Genomic DNA, 21,692 nt, shown 5'->3' on the forward strand with positions numbered 1-21,692 from the left:
CATACTTTGAAGGACCTGACCCCTAGTTGGTGGACACCTGATATCCAGCCTGGTTGGGTTGGGAAGAAAGGTAATCTGCCACTATGTCCAGGTATTCCGAACAGTTCAAACGCGATGCTGTGGCCCTCTATGAGAACAATGAGGACCTCTCGCTGAACGCAGCATCAGCAGAGCTCGGTATCAACCGAGCCTCGCTGCATTCTTGGGTCAAGAAGTACGGCACCGGCAAACGTGCCCGCATAAAAGCCATGCAGGATAAAGCCCAAGCGGCGAATGATTCCGAGCGGATCCGCCAGTGAGACAAAAGAAAACGCACAACTGCGCGAAGAACGTGACATCCTGCGCAAGGCCGCCAAAAATTTTGCTTAAAGCAACTCACGGGCGTTCTGCTTCTCAGTGTGTCTATGACCACAGAACCGAGTACTCGGCTCACACGGATGTGCCATGTGTTAAAGCTGAATCGTTCCTCGTTTTATAAATGGGTCCAAACTCGTAAAAAGCGCAGGATAAGAGATGTATTCTGATGCCGTTATTGGCGCGAGAATCACAACCATCTTTGATGATGAGCTTGGTCTTTATGGTGCTAAACGCATCGCTGCAAGCCTCAACAGTGATACGGTTTTCGGCCCGATAAATTACAAGAAAGTTGCACGAATTATGAAAGCCATGGGACTTAGAGGCTTCACCAAACGCCGCCGATGCATCACTGTCAGGCGTAAGCCTGGCCACCGCGTCATGCCAGATTTACTAGGCCCGCTTATTCACAGCCAACGAGCCGAACCGCGTTTACGTCGGCGATATTTATCTACCTTCCGTGTAAGGGAGGGACAAACATGTATGTGGCCACAGTCATTGACACTTCATTCACGCAAACGTGCAGGTTATGCACTCGCAGACCACATGCGGGTCTTATTGGTCATCGATGCCCTAGCCCACGCACACGGTGTACGCGGCAGTCTTGACAGAGCTATATTCCATTCCGATCACGGCAGTGTGTACACCTCACAAGCCTTTAGGAGCTATTGCTCGTCGTTGGGTGTGCGCCAGTCTATGGGAGCGGTAGGAACGAGTGCGGATAACGCCCTAGCAGAATCGTTTAACGCCACGCTCAAGCGGGAAGTCTTGCGCGATAGGAAAGTTTTTGACAGTCCGATCTCCTGCCGTCAGGAAGTCTTCCGGTGGTGCATGCGCTACAACACGCGCCGGCGGCACTTCTGGTGCAATCTTGTAGCGCCGGATGTCTTTGAAGCCGAGACTTCAGCTACACTGACTAAAGCAGCATAGCTAACCCCCGACGTGTCCACTTTCCGGGGGTCAGGCCCATGCGTTGCGCATTAAAGTCCGTGACGGTGGCAGGGTTGTCAACAAGTCTGCCTATATGGCTATCGGCGTGGATTTAGATGGCATCAAGCACATTTTGGGCCTATGGATTGCTAAAGAAGAAGGCGCATCGTTTTGGGCACATGTATGTGCCAACTTATCTAACCGTGGGGTCAAAGACGTCTTTATTGTCTGCTGTGACGGGCTGAAAGGCCTACCAGAGGCTTCTAGAGGCAACCTGGCCGAATTCCATGGTACAAACCTGTATCGTGCACCTGATTCGCGCCGCGAACCGGTGGGTGGCCTACGGGGATCGCCGCGCTGTATCAGCCGCGTTGAAGAAGGTTTATACGGCTACTGATGAATCCACGGCAGAAGCAGCGTTGAAGGAATTCTTTAGAGTCTGAACTGGGTGTGAAGTACCCTCAGTCGGTCAAGGTCTGGCAGGACGCATGGGATAGATTCGTGCCATTTTTGCAGTTCCCACCAGCAGCCAGAAAGGTCATCTATGACGACGAATTCCATTGAGTCGTTTAACAACCAGCTGCGTAAAGCCACGCGTAACCGGGTCCAATTTACTAATGATGATTCTGCGTTAAAGACGCTGTGGTTGATGATCTGCACTATTGAAGACAAACGAGCCTTAAAGAGGGCGAAACAAGGCAAACGGGCCTCAGCTACAGCCAGCAGGCTCGTGGAAGGAGCACGAGTATCCGGCTGGAAACAAGCCATCAACCAAATGGCCGTGGCCTTTCCCGACCGCTTCGACAAATACCTATAAACCTAACCCCACACACACAACTTGACACGCTCCTATCATATTATATATTTTGCATGTTAACGTCGGAAAGCTATTGAAATTGCCCTTTCTATTTCTGACAGTTTTCTATTTCTGACAATTCTGCAGATTTATGATCTAAAACGGGTACCTTCCGGCGATTTCCAATAGTCACTTCACGTCAACGAGCCAGGAGAAGGTATCATGTTGAAATCTGCTTCCAAGATTATGTCTTTCTTTGCAGTCGGCACCATTTTAATCGGTTCAGCTTCTACTGCTGCCGCTGTCGATATGCCACATAAGGAACCTAATGCTTCAAACAGTACTTGTGCAGCGTCGAATGGCCCATCCAACACGAAGGACACAACCCAGTCTCCAGACAAAGCAGAACTTCTAAAAGAAGCTAAGGGAAATGTCAGCAAGGGAAAAATCCATGCTCATGGTGGCGTCGATCGCCTTGATCTCGACAATACAAAGGTTACGACGGTAAAGAGTGATGACGGAGAAAGCTTTGATCTCGTTACTGTGCCTTATTCGAACGAGGGAGAATATAATTACCTCAGTAACATAACCGTCGCCTACAAGACGGAAGATCACTCCTCTCCAATTGGCCAATCGGAGACGCTTTATACAAAAGGTTCTCACAACAAGTTTAACGTCCAGGTGTTCAAGGATGATCAGCTTGTTAAAGACGAAGGCCTTGACATTGACTATGTTGACGGAGCCACCCTCCAGGCTAATCAAAATGTCCCAATGGCCGATCCTGACGCCCCTGAGCTACAGGGCTGGGGAGAGAAGACCGCATGCATTGGTGCCATTCTTGGTGTTAATGGAGTGGTTGCTGGACTGATCGGTTCGACTTGTGCAACGGCCTGTGGCGTAGAGCCTATCGGCGCGGCGGTATGTGCAGCCTGCGTTGGAGGGATTGCCACCCTCGGCACCGGCGATATCGCCGGTGTCGTCGAATGTTTTAAACTTTAGTTGAGGGGGGCGGAATGAAAGCTGCAATTCTTTTCTTCGGTGCTTTTTCTGCGGCGCTGGTCGTTGTCCTGCTGCCAAGATGCTTTGACGATCCTAGTTCCTTAGAGATTGGCGCCATAGCATTTTTTTCTTTGCTGTCCGTCGGCTTTTTGATGTTGGCGAGAGCCATGAGTGCTGAGCGGTCTGGCAGGAAATGACTGGCTCTCTGCGCCACATAATGCAACTAGCGTTCCACTCACCGCTGCTACCTGTTCTTTTGGTATTTGGCTCCCTTTTTATAGGGATGAAGTTTGAAAGTACTCTGTTGATGGATAGCGGTCGAGAGGGACTTCCTGCTGAAATGATTTCTCTAAAATCTTCGAGCAAAGTTGTGCAACAAGACGACAGGGTTGGACAACTTTGGATAAAAGAATCGGAGGAAGCAATGAAAAAGCGATGCACGGTCAACCACCTGAGAAATGGTTTTTGGATAACCGCACGTCACTGTGTCCAAGGACTCAATGGTCAGAATGCTTCGGGATTCATTAGGCAATATGACGGTCAAAGTGCGAAGGTGGAAGACGTGTATACTAAGGGAGAAACAGAAGATGTTGCATTGATTAAAGTTTCTGACGGAATTACTGCTGATTCATTTGAGCTACCCACAAAGTCCTTAACCTTTAATGATGAAGCGAGCTTGATAGGGTATGGGGGATACCATGATTTCCCCTCCACAGCTGAGGTTCGTGTAGTTGCGTACTATGATAAGTACTCATTTGAAGCAGGCAGCTTTTCCAACATTCTCCAGAGTGTTGCTACTACCGACGCTTGGTCGTGCTCTGGAGACTCCGGCGGCGCGGTATACTCCGGAAACACTATTTATGCTGTTCATACAGCAGGAGGAGCGAATCCCACTTGCCAAGACCGTAGGGGTGGGAAGATGTGGCACTCAGATATCTTCCCGTATGCTGATTGGATTAATTCCCTTATGAAGGAGACGCAGGATAGCAGTGAAAGTTACCGTTAATCTTGGGAGGATTCTCCTTTGGGGACAAAAAGAGCGAAAGATGCCAAGATAGTTAGAGCGCATGTTTCGGACTTATGCAGATTGGGTTTAGATGGATCTAGTTTTCCACCTAAACCCAATCTGCATCTTTTTGCGAACTTAGTTTCACGGCTGTGCTTATTTCCGGCAGGCTGACGGTTCTTAATTCTTGACTTCCAGTGACAAAGGAACTTCCCTAGTACTTCTCGTTGTTGGAAGCATTGAAGAAAAGCCACCTACGGGGGTGTGGGAGTCGTGGCTTTTTGCTTTCCTTCTGTCCGACTATGTGCCGGGGAGGTGCGCTGCGGACACCCAAAAGAGAGTGTCTAATGGTTTGTGTGTGGGTTCGGGATTATAGGTGTTTGGCGAGGCACCTCCTAATGAACCAACACCTTCTCCGAGCCGGACCCAAAAACCGAGCCTGGCACTGTCACTGGTTCAGAGATGCAGAAGGCACAGATGCACCATTCCGACAGACTCGACCCCTTCTCATTTCGAGATCGCCCCCGCTCTCAGCGTTAAGGCCCTAAAATGGATAACTGTTTTGGGATATGAGTCCGGCCACCATCGTTATGTATGGTTGCCTTCTATTTGTGACATTGGCGCTGATTCAATTGTTCCGACACATTTGCTGGGGACTATCCGGTACTTAAAGCAGACTTTTTCGAACTAGGCAAAATTGTTTAGGTTGGCGAAGAGGAAATTGCAAGTGCAAAGGCACAGGCCGTCGGAGGGTTTGAGTTACTATAAAGATTTAATTGAGCGCGCCAAGGAAAGAATCTGGAGCAATAAGGATTTCCCTTTATCGAAATTCTTGTAAAGCTCTGTTAAAAGTTAACCAAGCGGGTTCCGCTGCTTTATTGAAATCTGCTAGGCGTGGGATCTTTTGCCCAATAAAGACTGTGGGCACGTAGTCCCTTATGACGCCACCTGAAGCGCGTTAGATTTTCTCATCTACTCAAACGGAGCAAACCTAGGACATTTCACGAGACAACCTCAGCAACACTTTCTGTCGTTTAAGCTGAAAGGACTTTTCGGTAGTTCCACTTCACCTCTCATGCGAAAATGGCTCCTTCCGTTCTTGTAAAATATACCTCCCCGGGGTATATGGTGGGGAGAGTAACCATCACTGTGTTCCACCGAAGCTAGGACTCCTCATGGTGCAAGGAGGAGAAGAAAGGAACTTCATGAGTACTTCTCACCAACACGGTGAGCATTCCGGTGCTCACCAGGCCGCGGAAGCGGACCATACGCAACACACAGATCATGGCGGTCACGAAGAACACTCCCACGGTGACCATCACGGTCACGGTCACGGTCACGAGCACGGCCACGGACACGGACACGGGGAGCACGCGGCGATGTTCCGCAGCCGCTTCTGGTGGTCGCTGCTGCTATCGGTACCGGTCGTCATCTTCAGCCCTATGGTCGCAGAATTGCTCGGCTACGGCGTACCCGAATTCACTGGTTCATCCTGGATTCCCCCGGTGCTCGGCACCATCATCTTCATTTATGGCGGCACGCCGTTCCTGCAAGGCGGCTGGTCGGAACTGAAATCCCGCCAGCCCGGGATGATGCTGCTTATCGCCATGGCCATTACCGTGGCGTTCGTTGCCTCATGGGTCACCACCTTGGGTATTGGAGGATTCGACCTAGATTTCTGGTGGGAGCTGGCCCTCTTGGTCGTCATTATGCTGCTGGGCCACTGGTTGGAGATGCGTGCACTCGGCGCGGCCTCCTCCGCTTTGGATGCCTTGGCAGAACTTTTGCCTGACGAGGCTGAGAAGATCATCGATGGGCAGACCCACACCGTGCCAGTCTCTGAGCTGGCGGTGGATGACATAGTACTGGTTCGCGCTGGGGCGCGGGCGCCTGCCGATGGCACCATTGTTGAAGGCTCAGCCGAGTTCGATGAATCCATGATCACCGGTGAATCCCGGCCCGTCTTCCGCGATAAAGGTGAGCGCGTGGTCGCCGGTACGGTAGCTACAGACAACACCGTCCGCGTCCAGGTAGAGGCCATCGGTGGGGATACGGCCCTGGGTGGTATTCAAAGCATGGTCGCCGAGGCGCAGGAATCTTCCTCCCGCGCCCAAGCCCTTGCCGATCGCGCCGCAGCGTTGCTCTTCTGGTTCGCGCTGAGCGCAGCCTTCATTACCGCGGTGGTCTGGTCCATTATCGGTAGCCCAAGCGACGCCGTGGTGCGCACCGTCACCGTGCTCGTCATCGCTTGCCCCCACGCCCTCGGTTTGGCTATCCCACTGGTCATTGCGATCTCTACCGAGCAGGCCGCACAGTCTGGAGTACTCATCAAGGAACGTATGGCGTTGGAGCGCATGCGCACTATCGACGCCGTCCTCTTCGATAAGACCGGCACCCTGACCGAAGGTGCGCACGCGGTCACCGGTGTCGCAACCGTTGAGGGCATCAGCGAGGGGCAGCTGCTAGCAGTGGCCGCCGCGGCCGAGGCCGATAGTGAACACCCGTTGGCCCGCGCCATCGTCAAGGCAGCCGAAGACCACGCGGAAGCATCCCAGGAGCAGCTGCACAGCTCCGATTTCAGTGCTGCCGCCGGTCGTGGAATCCAGGCCACCGTCGATGGGGCAGAGGTCCTCGTCGGTGGACCGAATATGCTGCGCGAGCTAGAGCTTGCCACCCCTGGGGTTTTCGATGCGCAGGTTGAGGAGTGGTCCCAACGCGGCGCGGGTGTCCTGCACGTCGTGCGCGATGGTCAGATCATCGGTGCTCTCGCGGTTGAAGATAAGATTCGTCCCGAATCCCGCGCGGCCGTACAGGCCCTCCAAGAGCAGGGCGTCAAGGTTGCGATGATTACTGGCGATGCCACGCAGGTCGCCGAGGCCGTTGGCGAAGAACTGGGTATTGACGAGGTTTTTGCCGAAGTCCTGCCGCAGGACAAGGACTCCAAGGTCACCGAATTACAAGAGCGCGGCCTGGCAGTGGCCATGGTTGGCGATGGCGTCAACGACGCCCCAGCCTTGGCCCGCGCGGAAGTCGGCATCGCCATTGGCGCCGGCACCGATGTCGCCATGGAATCCGCCGAGGTGGTGCTCGCCAGCGATGATCCGCGGTCGGTGCTTTCAATGATGAGCTTGTCGCGCGCTAGCTACCGCAAGATGATCCAAAACCTAATTTGGGCATCTGGCTACAACATCATTGCCGTGCCCTTGGCGGCAGGCGTACTCGCACCCATCGGTGTCGTGCTCTCCCCGGCGGCCGGTGCGGTATTGATGTCGCTATCGACCATCGTGGTGGCATTCAACGCGCAGTTATTACGCCGAATTGAACTGGACCCAGCACGCTTGGCACCCACCAGCCACTAGGTGGAGGAGACCAAGCTCGAATAAGTGGTACGGGGCTCCGGATACTTGGGATTATTTTAGAATTGAAGTCCAGTTGCTAAAATAATCCTCATGACCGAGCGGGACGACTTTTGGCTTGAAGAGGATGAACTAGCAGCATTCATGTCCCTGATGAGCGTGAATGTCCGGCTCACCAATATTCTGGACGCGCAGCTCCGCGATGACGCCAAGCTAAGCTTCTTTGAATATACGGTGCTCTCACGGCTATCAGAGGCCGAGAACCATGAGATGCGCATGCGGGATCTTGCGATTACCGCAAATGGCTCCCTGTCCCGCCTGAGCCAAGTTGTCACCCGCCTGGAGCGCCAGGGCTGGGTCGTGCGGCGTCCTTGCCCCAATGATGGGCGGACGACGATGGCGCACCTTACCGATAGCGGCTGGGACAAGGTAGTAGAAACCGCCCCGGGCCACGCCAAGCAGGCCCGCCGATCCGTTATCGATAATCTGACCCGCGCGCAGATTCATCAGATGACCCAAATTAATGAGCGTATCATCAAAGCCATCGAAGCCGATGAGCGCTATGGCGGCCGCTATTAATCACTTTTTGGGATAGCCGCGGCGGACGGAGACGGTCTTATCAAAGGGAATCCAAAACCGCAGGGCCGCTTCCTGGTTTTTGGAAATACCAATTCGCGGGCCGCGCACCCATTCCGGTGCAGACTCGCGCTCAGAAAGCTGCACTGGCAGGTGGTTATCCTCCAGCGTTGCTCCCAGAGCTTTTCCGAGGTTCCCGGGGCCGCGGGCTAGGTTATGAAAATCGCTGGTGCCGCGTCGTGCAAAGGCGGTATCGATCCCAGATAGCACCTCACCGCCGCGCAGTAGGCACCCTTGGCCCACGCCTTCGGGCGCGCACACGATATTGACATTGCGGTGGATGCCGTAAGAGGCATACACGTACAGCCGGCCGGGTGGGCCGAACATGGCGGCATTGCGCGGGGTTTTCCCACGAAAGGTATGGGCGGCGGCATCGTCCGTGCCCAAATAGGCCTCGACCTCCGTAAGGCGAATGCTCACCCCTGCGTGCGTGATGACGCAGCCAAGGAGTTGCGGGGCTACGACATCAGCAGTGTGGGAAAAGTCAATCATTAACGGGAGTAGTAGCGTTTTCCGTCTACCGGGGTACGCAGCAGTTCATCGAGGCTGACCGGTTCCAAGCCCTTGGCGCGCAGGCCGTCGATAACGCACTCGGCCGCATTGACGGTGGTCGGGTGAATATCGTGCATCAAGACGATGGAGCCTGGGTTAGCATCTTGGACGGCGGCATTGCAGACGTGCTGCGAGTCGCGGATCTTCCAATCCAAGGTATCTACGTTCCATAGGGCCTGCGACAAGCCCTTATCCCTGGCTACCTGGTCAACCGTCTCATTGGTGGCACCGTAGGGCGGGCGCAGCCACTTTGGATCCTGCCCGGTGGCATTGCGGATCGCCGCGTTGCCGGCGTCGATATCTTGGGCAATATCGCCGTAAGCTAACTGGTTGAGCTGGCGATGGGTCTTGGTGTGATTGCCAATGGTGTGACCTTCTGCCTGCATGCGCTGGAGCGCCTCGGGGTATTGGTAGGCGTGATCCGCTAGCACCATGAAGCTGGCGTGAGCGTTTTTTGCCTTAAAGGTATCCAGGAGCTGGTTGGTATAAGGACTTGGGCCATCGTCAAAGGTAAGGGCCACGCAATTCGGGCAATCGACGCCGTTGCCCTGTGGCTGCGGGGCTGGTTGCGGTGCGGCCCCAGCTTGGGGATCCGGTGCGGGTGCAGCCTCATTCTGCGGCTCGTCTTGTGGCGCTACCGAGGAAACAAGATCCTGTGCCTGCGCGCGGGTGCTGTCGATGCGACTTTGAATATCGGTCTGAATCTCAGAAACCGCGGATTGGATATTTGGTTCTGAGGACCCAGCTACTTTCGGGGTGCCTTCGAGGAATTGCGCATTGGCGCAGGCGGGAAGGGCGGCAGTAGCGAGCACGGTGAGTGCGGAGGTAAGAAGACGACGCATACTTTTCCTAGGAACGAGGACAGATGGGCACGATTAGCCAGCCTACTCCACTGCGAAGGTAATTATGGATTAAACGCGTGTGATAAATGTGATAGAAGTAAATCAGTGTGCCGCGGTGTCTTCGGCATTTTTGGAATGAGCGGCTACAGTAGTAGAGTACAAGCCACTGGGGCATTAGCTCAATTGGTAGAGCATCTGCTTTGCAAGCAGAAGGTCAGGAGTTCGATTCTCCTATGCTCCACAGGAAAAGTCCGGATTCTGGTTAAAGAATCCGGACTTTGGTCATGTATAGGGTTATAAAAAGCGCTTGACCATGATGTAATGCTCGGCGTACACACCTACATGCTCGAAGCCCAAGCGTTCATAAAGCCCCTGCGCACGCGGATTATCGGGGTGGACGGCCAGGGAAATACCGGGCGCTTTGAGGGTCTGGGCGAGGGAAATGGCGGCATCGATAAGCGCGGTGGCAATGCCCTGGCCCGCAAAGCGGCTTTCTACCGCGATGGCAAATTCTGGGATGGCCGGTTCCACGAACCCGTAACCGTGATTGTCCTCGGTACCCCAATTGAGCCACACCCCGCCGGCGGGCACGAGGTCCTCCCAAGCGATGAAACCTCCCTGGTTGGGCTCCCAATTTTCCACGTAAAAGGAAAAATCATCGGCAAAACCGGAAGAAAGCTCGCCTCGTTCATCACCGAAGGTATCGGTCAGGAAGTTGAGGCGAGCTATATAAGTGCGATCGGATTCTTGTGTCGCGCGAATTTCCATAATCCCCAGGATATATGAAGAATCCGCCGGGCTAGTTAAGCCAAGTGATAGTTATGCACGTCCGCGCCGTTGAACTCGCGCATTTCACCGGATTCGTCAACGGAGCGGAAGGTAGCGCCGTTATCTATGGCAAAGCGGAGGTTATCCACGCGCGGGGAGGGATCATCGGTTACTGGGCCTGCGGGGAAATAGTACGTTGAACCGTCTTTGAGCTTGACGGTGAGAGACTCAAAGCTCATTGTTTATCTCCTTGTAGAAAGCCTTAATGGGTGAATTCAAGCAGGAGATTTTTGAATAGGCAAAGCAATGAGATCTAGGCAACGCCTAGTGCACCCCCACGGCGGGGGTGCGAGAGGAACTACTGCTCGTCAGATTGCAGGCGGTGCTTGCCCTCACTTTGGTGGTCATCCGTGATCCGGCTGGTGTCTGCCTCCTCTGCGGCGGCCTCTTCTTCCTCGCGGTGCTTGGCCAGCTGTTCATCGATGGAACCCAAGAGCTCTTCATCGCGCACGGCACCCTCTTCAGCGAGGTCCGAATCGTTTTCGGGCTTAGCTTCGCTAGTGGAGGTGTAGACCAAGGTAGATTCTGGGGCTGTGTTTTGGGTGTTACCGCGGTAGTCATCTACGCGCGGTGGGGTCTGAGAAGGCTTGTCATTGGAGCGCAGCCAAGCGTAAATCGCACCGGTTGCCGCGGCGAGCAGGGCAATGATTCCGGCAACAGTCCAGAACTTGGAAGACGTCTTGTTCTTCTTGGTCTGCTTCTTTGCAGCCTTGGTGGCCTTCTTCTTGGCCTGCTTGCGGGCCTTTTTTGCCTTCTTGGTGGCTTCCTTTTTGGCCTCATCGAAACGCTCGACGGCGTCTTCGCGGTAGTTATTGAAGTCCTCTAGTGCGCGCTCGAGGCGGGAGTGCGCGGCCTGGGTAACGGCGCCTGCCTGCTTGCGGGCCTCATCGAAGGCGCTATTGTCTTCCTTTTGCATCTGTTGGGCAGCCTCTTCGAGGGCGGTATAAGTTTCGCGGGACTTTTCTTGCCGGTAATCGCGCAATTGCTTCCACATATTGGAACCGGTCTTGAACGCCATTTTCACTACGGTGGGGTTCATTGGTGCAGGTGCTCCTTAGATGAGATTTATTTGTCTTTTCCATCCAGCATAGTGGTCAGCCTGACACCCCACCACTGTTTTGGCGGGGGATTCAGGGGTGGAAGCACCCATAAAATAGACCGCTTGGTTCAGAATGGAGGATTAATATTCACGTCGATTTTGGCTAACCGCGCTGTTTATGGGCCTGCAAAGGTAATACCATTAGCGTCGCGCTACCCCGCAAACTGAACAGCTTGGTACGTTTTCCTCCAGACAGCAATTGAGATCGGGAAAAGGAGGTGACTATGAGCCCGCGATTTTCGGCGTCAGCACCATTGGATTCCATGAGTGAAGAAGAACTGATGGTGCCGGAGCGTTTGGCCCTATCTTTCGAGGTAATTCCACCGCGCCATGACGCCGATGAAGCCAAAATCGACCGTTTGCTGGAAACCTTGGAAAGCTACCACCCGGATTATATTGCGGTGACAAGTTCCAAACGGTCCGGTTGGCTCGAAGGGACGACGGCCTTTATCGAGCGGATTTCGCGCACCACCTCGATGCGCCCGCTTGCGCACTTGGCCTGTACGGCTGGTTCGCGCACGGAACTAATCGGTTGGACCAACCGCTTGGTCGATGCCGGTGTCCGTGGCCTGCTGGCCCTGCGCGGGGACCTGCCAGAGGAAGGCTTGCCGGAGTACTATCCGCAGCATGCCGATGAATTGATAAGCCTCATCCGGCAATTGGAAAGGCAACAAGCCGCGCGGTTCGCCGCTGGCCGCCTGGCCGTCGGAGTCGCGTGCTATCCCAGCGGGCACGTTGAATCTAAAAACGAAGATGAAGATTTTGACGTCTTGCTCAAAAAGCAACGCCTCGGCGCGGACTTCGCCATTACCCAGCTATTCTTCGATGCCCAGGATTACCTGCGCTTTACCAAAAAGGCCCAACTGGCCGGGGTGCATATTCCCCTTATTCCGGGAATCATGCCCATGACCAGCCTGCGCCGGGTGGAGCGAATGGGAGAGCTGTCCGGGCTCGCCGTGCCCGAAAGGGTGCGGTCGGCGCTCGCGGCAGCGACAACCCCAGAAGAAGAATACGAAACCGGCATGGAACTGACCGCCGAACTAGCCCGCGACATCGTGGCTGGTGGGGCGAGCGGGCTCCATATATATACCCACAACAACCCCGACAATACTCACGACCTACTAACCCGAATCGGAGTAGACAATGACCAACGCTAATTTCCCCAAGGCGACAATTGAGGGCTATCCCCGTATTGGCGCCAACCGCGAGTTGAAGCGCGCGCTCGAGTCCTACTGGGCGGGCCGCATCGATGCGGAGACCTTCGAGTCCGCCGCACACTCGCTGCGCCTGGATACCTACAACCGCCTGCGCGACCTCGGTCTGACCGAGGACTACGCCATCCCGGCAGACGTCGCTTACTACGACCAGGTTCTCGAAACCGCACTGACCGTCGGTGCCGTTGCCGGTGAAACCCTGGATGATGAGTTCACCCTGGCCCGCGGTAATAAGGACACCGCGCCGCTGGAGATGACCAAGTGGTTCGACACCAACTACCACTACATCGTGCCGGAAATTGCTGATGACCACGCTTTTAAGGCACACCCACAGCGCATTATCAAGCTGGTAGAAGAAGCCCGCGAAGCAGGCCACACCGTGCGCCCGTACCTCGTTGGCCCGGTCACCCTGTTGGCCCTGTCCAAGCAGGCCGAGGGTGCTGCCAAGGCCCCGCTTGAGCGCCTAGATGATGCCGTTGCCGCCTACCAAGAGGTCCTGGCGGAGCTGCACAAGGCCGGCGTGGAGTGGATCCAGTTGGCAGAACCTGCCCTCGTTGCAGACCTGACCAACGCTAGCGATGAGGACTTGGCTGCATATACCAAGCAGGCTTACTCCGCCATCCTGGGTGCAGAAGAGCGCCCACAGGTCTACCTGACCACCCCGTACGGCTCTGCGCGCAAGGGCCTCGATGTCATCGCAGAGCTCAAGCCAGAGGCCGTTCAGGTTGACCTTTCTGTCGGCACCCTGGCCCTAGATGAGGGCTACCTCGAGCGCGTGAAGAGCCTGAACACCCACGTCGTTGCCGGCCTTGTCGATGGCCGCAATGTCTGGGCCGCCAACCTGCGCGACCTGCGCTCCAAGTACGAGGACCTGGCCGGCAGCATCGATGAGCTGTCCGTATCCACCTCCGTGTCCTTGCAGCACGTGCCGCACTCCGTCGAGGCAGAATCCAAGCTGCCTGCCGATGTCGCCCCATGGTTCTCCTTCGCCAATGAAAAGGTCAAGGAAGTCGTCGCCCTGGTACAAGGCCCAGAGGCAGCCGAAGAGGCTTACAGCGTCAGCGACCGCGCTGTTCGTACCCGCGCCGAGTCCGAGCGCATCAACAACGCCGCCGTGCAAGAGCGCATCTCCCAGCTGCCGGAAGGCGAGGTCAAGCGCGAGCCGGCCTTCAACGAGCGCAAGGAAGCACAGAAGGAGCTCGGCCTGTCCGAGCTGCCGACCACCACCATCGGTTCCTTCCCGCAGACCAAGGAAATCCGCCAGGCGCGTGCCGCGCACCGCAAGGGCGAGCTTTCTGATGCTGACTACAACTCCGCCCTCAAGGACGAGGTTAAGTCCGTCATCGAACTGCAGGAGCGCCTCGGCCTGGACGTCCTGGTCCACGGCGAGCCAGAGCGCAATGACATGGTGCAGTACTTCGCGGAGCTGCTCGATGGCTTCGTCACCACCGAAAACGGCTGGGTACAGTCCTACGGTTCCCGCTGCACCCGTCCGCCAATCGTTGTGGGTGACATCTCCCGCCCGGCTGCCATGACCACTGAGTGGTCGAAGTTTGCACAGTCGCTTTCGGAAAAGCACGTCAAGGGCATGCTGACCGGCCCGGTCACCATCCTGGCGTGGTCCTTCGTCCGCGATGACGTGCACCAGTCCGTATCCGCGGACCAGCTGGGCGTGGCTTTGGCAGACGAGGTCCGCGACCTGGAGGAAGCCGGCATCGACATCATCCAGATCGACGAGCCGGCCCTGCGCGAGCTGCTGCCCCTGCGCGAGCAGGACCGCAAGGCCTACCTCGACTGGGCAGTGCGTTCCTTCCGCCTGGTAGCCCTCGAAGCCAAGCCCACCACCCAAATCCACACCCACCTGTGCTACTCGGAGTTCGGCCAGATCATCGACGCCGTCGCCGGCCTGGATGCAGACGTCACCTCCATTGAGGCAGCACGCTCCCGCATGGAGCTGCTGGAGGATATCGATGAGACCTTCCACTCTGAGATTGGACCTGGCATCTACGATATCCACTCCCCACGCGTGCCTTCCGTGGAGGAAATGGCAGAGCTTATCCGCGCCGCACTCAAGAACGTTCCGCTGGATCGCCTGTGGGTTAACCCGGACTGCGGTCTGAAGACCCGTGGTTACGAGGAGACCGAAACCTCCCTGCGCAACATGGTGGAAGCCCGCGATGTGGTGCGCAACGCCCTCTAAATAGAACCTGAGAAATTCTAGGTTCTTAAAGAAAACGCTATGCAGCCGGTCTGCATAGCGTTTTCGTGATCTTGTACCCACCCGCGACGCTATGGCCGGAACCGGATTACCGTGGGCGCCATGAAGCACTCAGCATTTCGCAATAGCCAAGAATCCTTCCTGTCTGATTCCCTGGCCGGTTTCATTGCCCAGCATCCCGATGCCACCTGGCACGATGCGGGCTTCATTGGGCGCACCACCCCGCTGCGCACGGCCGATGATAAACCGGCGGTTGCGGTCATCTCCGGTGGCGGATCCGGCCACGAGCCCATGCACGCCGGCTTCATTGGGCAAGGCATGCTCGCCGCAGCCTGCCCGGGCCTGCTCTTTACCTCCCCGAACGCGGTCCAGGTCAGCGAAGCCACGCAGTGGGCCGACCAGGGCAGGGGAGTGCTGCACATTGTGAAGAACTACACCGGTGATGTCATGAACTTCACCGTGGCGCGCAATGCTGCAGAGGCCGTAGATACTCGTTCAGTCTTAGTCGCCGATGATATTGCTACCGAAGGCACCGGCGAGGGCCCTGGCAGGCGCGGTACGGGTGCCACGATCCTGGTGGAAAAGGTGGCCGGTGCCGCGGCGTACCGCGGCGATGACTTGGATAAGGTCACCGAGCTTGCGAAACGGACCGCCGATCAATCCCGCAGCATGTCCGTGGCACTGGGATCCGGCTTTTTGCCCACCACGGGGCGCGATACCTTTGATTTGGACGACGGGCATATGGAAGTCGGCGTGGGCATCCACGGCGAGCCGGGCACGCACACGGAAAAGGTTGATAATGCCCACGGCATCGTCGCCACCGTGCTGGAAAATCTGGGTGCTGCCCTTGATATCAACAGCGGCGATGAGGTGGTGTGCCTAGTCAATGGTTTGGGAGGCACCACGCCTTTGGAGCTGAGCCTGGTCTTCGGCGAGGCTTCCGCGCAGCTAGCGGAGAAGGGAATTACGGTAGTGCGCTCCATGGTGGGCAACTACGTCACCGCGGTCAATATGCACGGCGTATCCATCACGCTGCTCAAGGCGGACGATGAGCTGCTCGAGCTTATCGATGCCCCAACTTCAGCCCCCGCCTGGCCGCATACCTTGGGCAGTGCCAAGCAGGTGGAATCGGCGCGGATTACCTTTGAGGATGAATTGCCCAGCGAAGGCGCAGAAAACCAGTGGTTGAGTGACTTCGTCGGCCGCGTGCAATCCTCCATCGAGGAGTTGACCGAGCTTGACCGCAAGGCCGGCGATGGGGACTTCGGTACCAATATGGAGGCGGCGCTTGAAAGCATTGAACTGCCGCTGCGCGGCTCGGATGATGAGATTTTCACCGGACTGGCCAAGCGCTTCCTTGTCCTGGCGGGCGGAACCTCGGGCGCGGTTTTCGGCAGCTTTTTCAACGACATGGCCCGCGCGGAGACCTTAGCGGAAGGTTTGAGCAGCGCGGCAGAGTTCATTCAAGAACTGGGCGGCGCGCAGCGCGGGGATTGCACCATGCTCGATGCGCTCATTCCGGCCGCGGAGAAGGCGCAAGAAATCGGCGCGGAGCGCCCAGACGAGCAAACGCTCCAGGCCCTATACGAGGCCGCGCGGGAGGGTGTGGAAGAAACCGGAAAGATCGCCGCCAAGAAGGGGCGCGCGTCCTATCTGGGCGATCGCAGCAAGGGAGTCATTGATCCCGGTGCTCTCGTGGTTAGCTGGCTATTTGGGGGACAAGCCTTGTCAGCTGACTAAGGCAAGACACATCGCCCTCTCCCTTTGCGGACCTGTCGAGGTGCATAGCGCGCAGGCCTGCCCTGCGCGCACCGAGTACGTCATTTTCCAGTGAATCGCCCACCATGAGCGTTTCCGCGGGCGTGACATCGAGCCGTTCGCAGGCGGCTAGGTAGGCCTGGCGCTGCGGTTTGGGGTAGCCGAGTTCGACGGTGGGGATAAGGGGGACATCGGCAAGCGCGAGGCCTCCCGCCTCCAGTTTTGCCTGCTGCATCTCGCGCTGGCCATTGGTGAGGATGCCTACCCGGAAGCCGGATGCGAGCGCCCACTCGAGGGTGGGCCGGGCATCGGCAAAGGCGCGCCACTGGCTCTGGTAGGCGGCCAAGTAGCCGTCGTAGGCGGCAAGGGCTGCGGCATCGTCCATGTCCTCGCCCAAAAATTCGCGGCAACGGGCGATGCGCTGGCCTTGGTGGGAGACCTCGCCGCGCTCATAGGCGGTAAACCACTTGCGTTCAATGGCGGCAAAACGCTGGTGCTGCCCAGTATTTAGCCCGCGCTGCCGGCACCATTCATCCACGCCGGCCCGCGCTGCGGCGGTGTGATCCATCAGGGTGTCATCGAGATCGAAGAGCAACGCGCGAATCATAAGGATAACGATAGCGCGATCGCTGAGAGCGTTATGTCTTGCACAGCGGAGAGGAAGTAAATTCTTTACAATGGTTGGCATGACTCAGAAGACCGCAACTGCAACGATGCATACCAACTACGGCGATATTGTTATCGATCTCTTCGGTAACCACGCACCGGTAACCGTTGAAAACTTCATCGGTTTGGCCAAGGGCGAAAAGGACTACTCCACCCAGAACGCAAAGGGCGAGCAGTCCGGCCCGTTCTACGATGGCGCCATCTTCCACCGCATCATCGATAACTTCATGATTCAGGGCGGCGACCCCACCGGCACCGGCCGCGGTGGCCCGGGCTACCAGTTCCAGGACGAGTTCCACCCAGAGCTGCAGTTCGACCGTCCATTCCTGCTGGCCATGGCCAATGCCGGCCCAGGCACCAACGGTTCCCAGTTCTTCATCACCGTGGCGCCGACCCCGCACCTGAATAACCACCACACCATCTTCGGTGAGGTTACGGACCCGGCTTCGCAGGAAGTCGTCTCCAAGATTGGCAAGGTCGACACCGACCGCATGGACCGTCCGCACGAGGACGTTGTCATCGAGTCCATCGATATCGCCTAAGCGTTTTCTTCGCTCCGCGCCCGGCACCACACTCTTTCCTGTGGTGCCGGGTTCGTTTAGTTTTTATCCGAATGCCAACAAAGGGTCAGCTTTCACACCATGGTGAAAAATTATTTGCGAACCGCCCCCGTTACCTCGACCATTGCCGCGATCTGCATCATCGCGTGGTCAATTACCGCGGTACAAGCTCGCACATTGGGCGAGACCTTCTTTCTCTCCACGCTCAGCCAAGACTGGGCCCTGTGGGGGCCGCAGTACGCCGATGCGCCGCTTACGGCGCTGTCCTCGGAATTCATGCACTTGGACGGCGGGCACCTCGCGGTCAACATGGTGGTGCTCCTGCTTATAGGTAGGGAAGTAGAGCGCGCCCTCGATACTCGGCTATACATCGCCGCGTACCTGGTTTCTTGTCTGGGCGCTTCCGCCATGGTGCTGTGGTTTGATTTTGGCACTCCCACGGTAGGGGCCTCCGGGGCGATCTTTGCGCTGATGGGCATGCTGGTGGGCGCCTTCCGGCAACGCGGGATGGATCTGCGCGCGCCCATCGTCCTGTTGTTGGTCAATGTGGGCTATACCTTCGTCGCAGAGGGGGTCTCCCTGTGGGGCCACCTTGGCGGCTTGTGCACCGGCATCATCTTGAGCTTGTTCCTCTTCCATCGAAATAAATCCGTGCGCTGGGCGGGTGTCGCTTTCACCGCTGCGGTCATCATTGTGTTATTGGCCCTGCGAGCTGGGGTTTGGGGATAACTGTGGAATTTGATCACCGGAATGGGTGTGCGAAAGAAATCCACAATAGTTATCCACATTGTGGATAACCACATTCTTGTAATTTACCGAACGCTTTTCCGGAGTTTTCCCTGATCACACAGGTTATAGCGGTATCGGCGGCCGAAGAATCACCTGTGGAAGCCCGTGAAAACACTTATCCACAGGGTGGGGATAAGTCTGTGAAATAAGTATTCCACAGGTTTCTTCCACAGCCTGTGGATAACTTTGTACCCATCGTGTGGGCGAATAGGTAGATTGGTGCCAGTGACCTGCACAAGGAGGACTGTGGATAAACAACCGCACGCTGTGATCGTCGGCGCAGGACCCAATGGGCTCACCGCCGCGGCCCGGCTCGCCACAGCCGGTTGGCGCGTGGATGTGTATGAGCGCGCCAGCCACCCGGGTGGGGCGGCGGCATCGTCGACGGAGATCTTCCCAGGCACCGTCGTCGATCTCGGCGCGGCCGGTCATCCCTTCGGCATCGCGAGCCCGGCCTTCCGCGCGCTCGATCTGGAATCGCACGGCCTGCGCTGGCGCCATGCGCCGTATCCCATGGCCCATCCACTGGAGGGCGCGCAGGCGGGCATTCTTCACAATTCTCTAGAGGAGACCGCCGCGGGGCTCGACACCGATGCCAGGGCGTGGACCCGCCTGCACGGCCACATGGTGCGCAATATCGACGCACACGTGAACAACGCGCTCACCCCGCTGGTGCGCTGGCTCGAACACCCGGTGCGCTTGGCGCAATTCGGCGCGCCGGGCATGCTTCCGGCGAGCGCGCTCGCGCGGGCGGCATTTACTTCCCCGCAGGCCCGCGCCTTATTCGCCGGTAGCGCGGTGCACGCCATTACCTCGCCTACCAGGGCTTTTACCTCCGCTTTCGGCCTGCTCTTTGGCGCGCTCGGCATGACCCGCGGCTGGCCAGTGGTGGAAGGCGGTACGCAGGCGCTTGCCGATGCCCTCGTCTCCCTCCTCCGCTCCCACAACGCCCGCATCTACACCGGCGCCGACATCACGGATGTGCGCAGCCTGCCCCGCGCGGATGCCCTTATCCTCAATCTCACCCCGCGCCAGATCCTTAGGCTGGGCGGGCTCGAACTTTCTGCACGGACCCGACGGTCCCTGCGGCGGTGGCGCTATGGCAGCGCGGTGTACAAGGTGGATTTTCACTTAAGCGAACCCGTGCCGTGGGCCGATCCCCGCGTGGGCCAAGCCGGCACCGTCCACGTGGGTGGCAGCGTGGAGGAGATTGGTGGGGCGGAAAGGGACATCGGCAAGCGCCGCATGCCCGAAAGTCCCCTGGTCATGGTGTGTCAACAGTACGTGGCCGACCCGTCCCGCGGGCTGGTGCTGTGGACCTATGCGCACGTGCCGCACGGCTATGAGGAGCGCTTTCCTGGGGAGGTGACAGGCCTCATCGCGCGGCAGATCGAGCGCTTCGCACCAGGTTTTCGCGACACCATCTTGGGTACCCGCGCGACGAGCGCAGCTGACCTGGAGCGCTGGAACCCCAACCTGGTGGGTGGCGATATCGCCGGTGGTGCGATGACCGGGCTGCAGACCGTGCTGCGCCCGCGCCTCTCCGCGCACCCGCACCGGCTCGCGCCGGGAATATTCATGGCATCGGGCTCCACCGCGCCCGGGGCCGGCGTCCATGGCATGCCCGGCTGGTGGGCCGCTGAAAGTGCGGCTACGCCTTAATGGGAGCCCGGCGTTCGCAGTAGAGGAAAACCGCACCGATCATCCACAGCGTTACCGCTGCAAGATATCCGGGGGTGGTCGTGATCTGCGGCTCGATACTATTGCCTGGGATAAGCCCAGTAACCAGCGGCTCCAGCACGAAACCGAGCACGGCAACGTAATCTAGCCAGCCCAACCTGTGGGAAAATGCCCCCGCCACGCCGAAAAGTGGCCCGGCGATAAGGGCAAAGAGGAACCACGCGCCATTAGCTAAAAAGGCCGTCTGCCAGTCGTAGATACCAAAGGCGGAAAGCAACCCGTAGTGCACCGCCAACATGAGCAGGAGTATGCCGGCTCCTGCGAAAAAGGCCGTGGTCCACCGGTGGGCGCACGCCTTGCCCATGAGGTAGGCAAATAGCGCCCACACCATGCCAGAACCCAGTACCGAGCCAAGGTAATTGCGCATGGACAGGCGCGCGGGGGCGGTGCCTTCGATCAGGGCAGGATCAGAAAACGCGATATGAACGGCGGCATAGGCCACCGAGACGGCTAAGCCGGCCACGAGAACGTACTGGGACCGGTGCCGCAGCGGTGCGGGCGAACGACTGGTCATGGAGTGCTCCTTGAAATGAGGATCCCGCTATGTCCGAGGCGAGGAATGGTGAAAGAGATGAAACGTTTATAACTTCAATAATAATTGCATGCGCGATATCGCGGAAGAGCACTCTTAGTGGTCATCTAGACAGTAGATCGCACCGAATTTATCCCTGCGCTTTTGCAGGGTAGCTGCTTGATGACAAGACCGGAGGGCCCAGTTGAGCAGACTGATTATCAAGGCAATGAGCATGGATATGTCTCAAAATGCACATATAGGGCTAGTCATGAAGCAACAACCACAGTGCTAAGGGCTACGTAACTTAAAGGAGATACGTGGTCAGTTTTCATCTCTATTCTTCCGTAGGTCATTCATTGGTCGGGCGCATAAAGATATCCATCATCGAGAGGTTGGGATCTGACGAGGCAAAGATCCGGTCTGTTATATCACGCGGCGACCAGCTATCAGGGAAATCCTTGAACTCATTTGTGACAGTTCCGAGGGCCAAATCGGGACTATTTTTAACAGCAGTGAGGATGGTGAAAACCTCGTCAGGGGTGGCGTAGAAAGAGTTTATGTCATTAGCGCCGGTGGCATCAGCAATGCTGGCCCAATCATTTACTTCCGCAATATCGCTTAAAATATTAGAAACAATAGTTTCTGGTTTTAAATCCATATTTACGTTCTCCTGACGTGACGCGGTGGTTGGCGTAGGTAGCGCGCTTGCTAGAGAGAAGCCGAGGGTAGAGGTGGCATGGGCAAGCGATACTTCCTAAAGATCAATGTAGTCCAGTGGCTGGTGCGGGTCTATGCCTAAACGAAGTTGAGCATCACAGTTGATAGTCCTCGAAAA

At 57.1% G+C, this 21,692-nt stretch carries 21 protein-coding genes, 1 tRNA gene and 2 pseudogenes; 16 read left to right on the forward strand and 8 right to left on the reverse strand.

What is annotated here, in order from left to right:
* Positions 1-83: 83 nt before the first annotated feature.
* The 9 genes and pseudogenes from QP891_RS06935 to QP891_RS06965 all read left to right on the forward strand — a co-directional run bounded on the left by QP891_RS06935 (position 84) and on the right by QP891_RS06965 (position 8,020).
* A pseudogene (locus tag QP891_RS06935) lies at positions 84-1,284 on the forward strand (IS3 family transposase).
* Between the two features lie 43 nt (positions 1,285-1,327).
* Positions 1,328-1,528, forward strand: a pseudogene (locus QP891_RS11970) (transposase); the annotation flags it as partial.
* A gap of 61 nt (positions 1,529-1,589) precedes the next feature.
* Positions 1,590-1,727 (forward strand): hypothetical protein, encoded by a 138-nt coding sequence (locus QP891_RS11975; protein ID WP_502869499.1) that lies wholly within the window; start codon positions 1,590-1,592, stop codon positions 1,725-1,727.
* Between the two features lie 50 nt (positions 1,728-1,777).
* Positions 1,778-2,101 (forward strand): transposase, encoded by a 324-nt coding sequence (locus tag QP891_RS11980; protein ID WP_502869501.1) that lies wholly within the window; start codon positions 1,778-1,780, stop codon positions 2,099-2,101.
* A gap of 201 nt (positions 2,102-2,302) precedes the next feature.
* Positions 2,303-3,079 carry a hypothetical protein gene (locus tag QP891_RS06945; protein ID WP_284770832.1) on the forward strand — a complete coding sequence of 259 codons (777 nt, stop codon included), beginning with the start codon at positions 2,303-2,305 and terminating at the stop codon, positions 3,077-3,079.
* A gap of 14 nt (positions 3,080-3,093) precedes the next feature.
* Positions 3,094-3,276 carry a hypothetical protein gene (locus QP891_RS06950; protein WP_284770833.1) on the forward strand — a complete coding sequence of 61 codons (183 nt, stop codon included), beginning with the start codon at positions 3,094-3,096 and terminating at the stop codon, positions 3,274-3,276.
* Positions 3,273-4,085, forward strand: a complete 813-nt coding sequence (locus QP891_RS06955; RefSeq protein ID WP_284770834.1) for a trypsin-like serine protease — start codon at positions 3,273-3,275, stop codon at positions 4,083-4,085. Before QP891_RS06950 ends, QP891_RS06955 begins: the two co-directional genes overlap by 4 nt.
* Positions 4,086-5,290: 1,205 nt before the next feature.
* On the forward strand, positions 5,291-7,444 hold the full coding sequence (locus QP891_RS06960; RefSeq protein WP_284783566.1) for a heavy metal translocating P-type ATPase: 2,154 nt from the start codon (positions 5,291-5,293) through the stop codon (positions 7,442-7,444).
* Positions 7,445-7,534: 90 nt separating this feature from the next.
* Positions 7,535-8,020: a MarR family winged helix-turn-helix transcriptional regulator gene (locus QP891_RS06965; RefSeq protein ID WP_005276035.1), complete on the forward strand. Its 486-nt coding sequence runs from the start codon at positions 7,535-7,537 to the stop codon at positions 8,018-8,020.
* Here QP891_RS06965 and QP891_RS06970 read toward each other — a convergent pair whose 3' ends face one another.
* Complete coding sequence (locus tag QP891_RS06970) at positions 8,021-8,569, reverse strand: DNA-3-methyladenine glycosylase (RefSeq protein WP_284770836.1); 549 nt, start codon at positions 8,567-8,569, stop codon at positions 8,021-8,023.
* Positions 8,569-9,471, reverse strand: coding sequence for a polysaccharide deacetylase family protein (locus QP891_RS06975; protein WP_284770837.1), 903 nt, complete (start codon positions 9,469-9,471; stop codon positions 8,569-8,571). Before QP891_RS06975 ends, QP891_RS06970 begins: the two co-directional genes overlap by 1 nt.
* Positions 9,472-9,639: 168 nt before the next feature.
* Between QP891_RS06975 and QP891_RS06980 the strand changes: the two genes are divergently transcribed.
* Positions 9,640-9,712 (forward strand) — tRNA-Ala (locus tag QP891_RS06980).
* A 53-nt stretch (positions 9,713-9,765) separates the two neighbouring features.
* On the opposite strand, the gene QP891_RS06985 is transcribed toward QP891_RS06980, so the two are convergent.
* From QP891_RS06985 to QP891_RS06995, 3 genes are all read right to left on the reverse strand, one after another.
* Complete coding sequence (locus tag QP891_RS06985) at positions 9,766-10,239, reverse strand: GNAT family N-acetyltransferase (protein WP_005276043.1); 474 nt, start codon at positions 10,237-10,239, stop codon at positions 9,766-9,768.
* A 35-nt stretch (positions 10,240-10,274) separates the two neighbouring features.
* Entirely contained in the window at positions 10,275-10,478 is a 204-nt protein-coding gene (locus tag QP891_RS06990) for a hypothetical protein (RefSeq protein ID WP_005276046.1), read from the reverse strand.
* 119 nt (positions 10,479-10,597) lie between these two features.
* Positions 10,598-11,338 carry a hypothetical protein gene (locus tag QP891_RS06995; protein WP_284770838.1) on the reverse strand — a complete coding sequence of 247 codons (741 nt, stop codon included), beginning with the start codon at positions 11,336-11,338 and terminating at the stop codon, positions 10,598-10,600.
* A 284-nt stretch (positions 11,339-11,622) separates the two neighbouring features.
* Between QP891_RS06995 and QP891_RS07000 the strand changes: the two genes are divergently transcribed.
* The 3 genes from QP891_RS07000 (at position 11,623) to QP891_RS07010 (ending at position 16,570) form a co-directional block, all read left to right on the forward strand.
* The gene (locus QP891_RS07000; protein ID WP_023028040.1) at positions 11,623-12,555 is read left to right on the forward strand and encodes a methylenetetrahydrofolate reductase; all 933 of its coding nucleotides are present in this window, start codon (positions 11,623-11,625) and stop codon (positions 12,553-12,555) included.
* Complete coding sequence (metE, locus tag QP891_RS07005) at positions 12,542-14,812, forward strand: 5-methyltetrahydropteroyltriglutamate--homocysteine S-methyltransferase (protein WP_284770839.1); 2,271 nt, start codon at positions 12,542-12,544, stop codon at positions 14,810-14,812. The genes QP891_RS07000 and metE overlap by 14 nt, the downstream gene beginning before the upstream one ends.
* Before the next feature lie 120 nt (positions 14,813-14,932).
* Complete coding sequence (locus QP891_RS07010; RefSeq protein ID WP_284770840.1) at positions 14,933-16,570, forward strand: dihydroxyacetone kinase family protein; 1,638 nt, start codon at positions 14,933-14,935, stop codon at positions 16,568-16,570.
* Here QP891_RS07010 and QP891_RS07015 read toward each other — a convergent pair.
* Positions 16,530-17,195 carry an HAD family hydrolase gene (locus tag QP891_RS07015; protein ID WP_284770841.1) on the reverse strand — a complete coding sequence of 222 codons (666 nt, stop codon included), beginning with the start codon at positions 17,193-17,195 and terminating at the stop codon, positions 16,530-16,532. The genes QP891_RS07010 and QP891_RS07015 overlap by 41 nt on opposite strands.
* 70 nt (positions 17,196-17,265) lie before the next feature.
* Between QP891_RS07015 and QP891_RS07020 the strand changes: the two genes are divergently transcribed.
* From QP891_RS07020 to QP891_RS07030, 3 genes are all read left to right on the forward strand, one after another.
* Positions 17,266-17,796, forward strand: coding sequence for a peptidylprolyl isomerase (locus tag QP891_RS07020; protein ID WP_284770842.1), 531 nt, complete (start codon positions 17,266-17,268; stop codon positions 17,794-17,796).
* A 99-nt stretch (positions 17,797-17,895) separates the two neighbouring features.
* Entirely contained in the window at positions 17,896-18,543 is a 648-nt protein-coding gene (locus QP891_RS07025) for a rhomboid family intramembrane serine protease (protein WP_284770843.1), read from the forward strand.
* Between the two features lie 306 nt (positions 18,544-18,849).
* The gene (locus QP891_RS07030; RefSeq protein ID WP_284770844.1) at positions 18,850-20,265 is read left to right on the forward strand and encodes a phytoene desaturase family protein; all 1,416 of its coding nucleotides are present in this window, start codon (positions 18,850-18,852) and stop codon (positions 20,263-20,265) included.
* Here the strand turns inward: QP891_RS07030 and QP891_RS07035 are convergent.
* Together QP891_RS07035 and QP891_RS07040 are read right to left on the reverse strand one after the other, a co-directional pair.
* Positions 20,255-20,857: a hypothetical protein gene (locus QP891_RS07035; RefSeq protein ID WP_284770845.1), complete on the reverse strand. Its 603-nt coding sequence runs from the start codon at positions 20,855-20,857 to the stop codon at positions 20,255-20,257. The genes QP891_RS07030 and QP891_RS07035 overlap by 11 nt on opposite strands.
* A 349-nt stretch (positions 20,858-21,206) precedes the next feature.
* Positions 21,207-21,515 carry a hypothetical protein gene (locus QP891_RS07040; protein WP_005276065.1) on the reverse strand — a complete coding sequence of 103 codons (309 nt, stop codon included), beginning with the start codon at positions 21,513-21,515 and terminating at the stop codon, positions 21,207-21,209.
* Between the last annotated feature and the right edge of the window lie 177 nt (positions 21,516-21,692).

Source organism: Corynebacterium sp. MSK310 (assembly GCF_030227355.1).
GTDB classification, from domain to species: domain Bacteria; phylum Actinomycetota; class Actinomycetes; order Mycobacteriales; family Mycobacteriaceae; genus Corynebacterium; species Corynebacterium rhinophilum.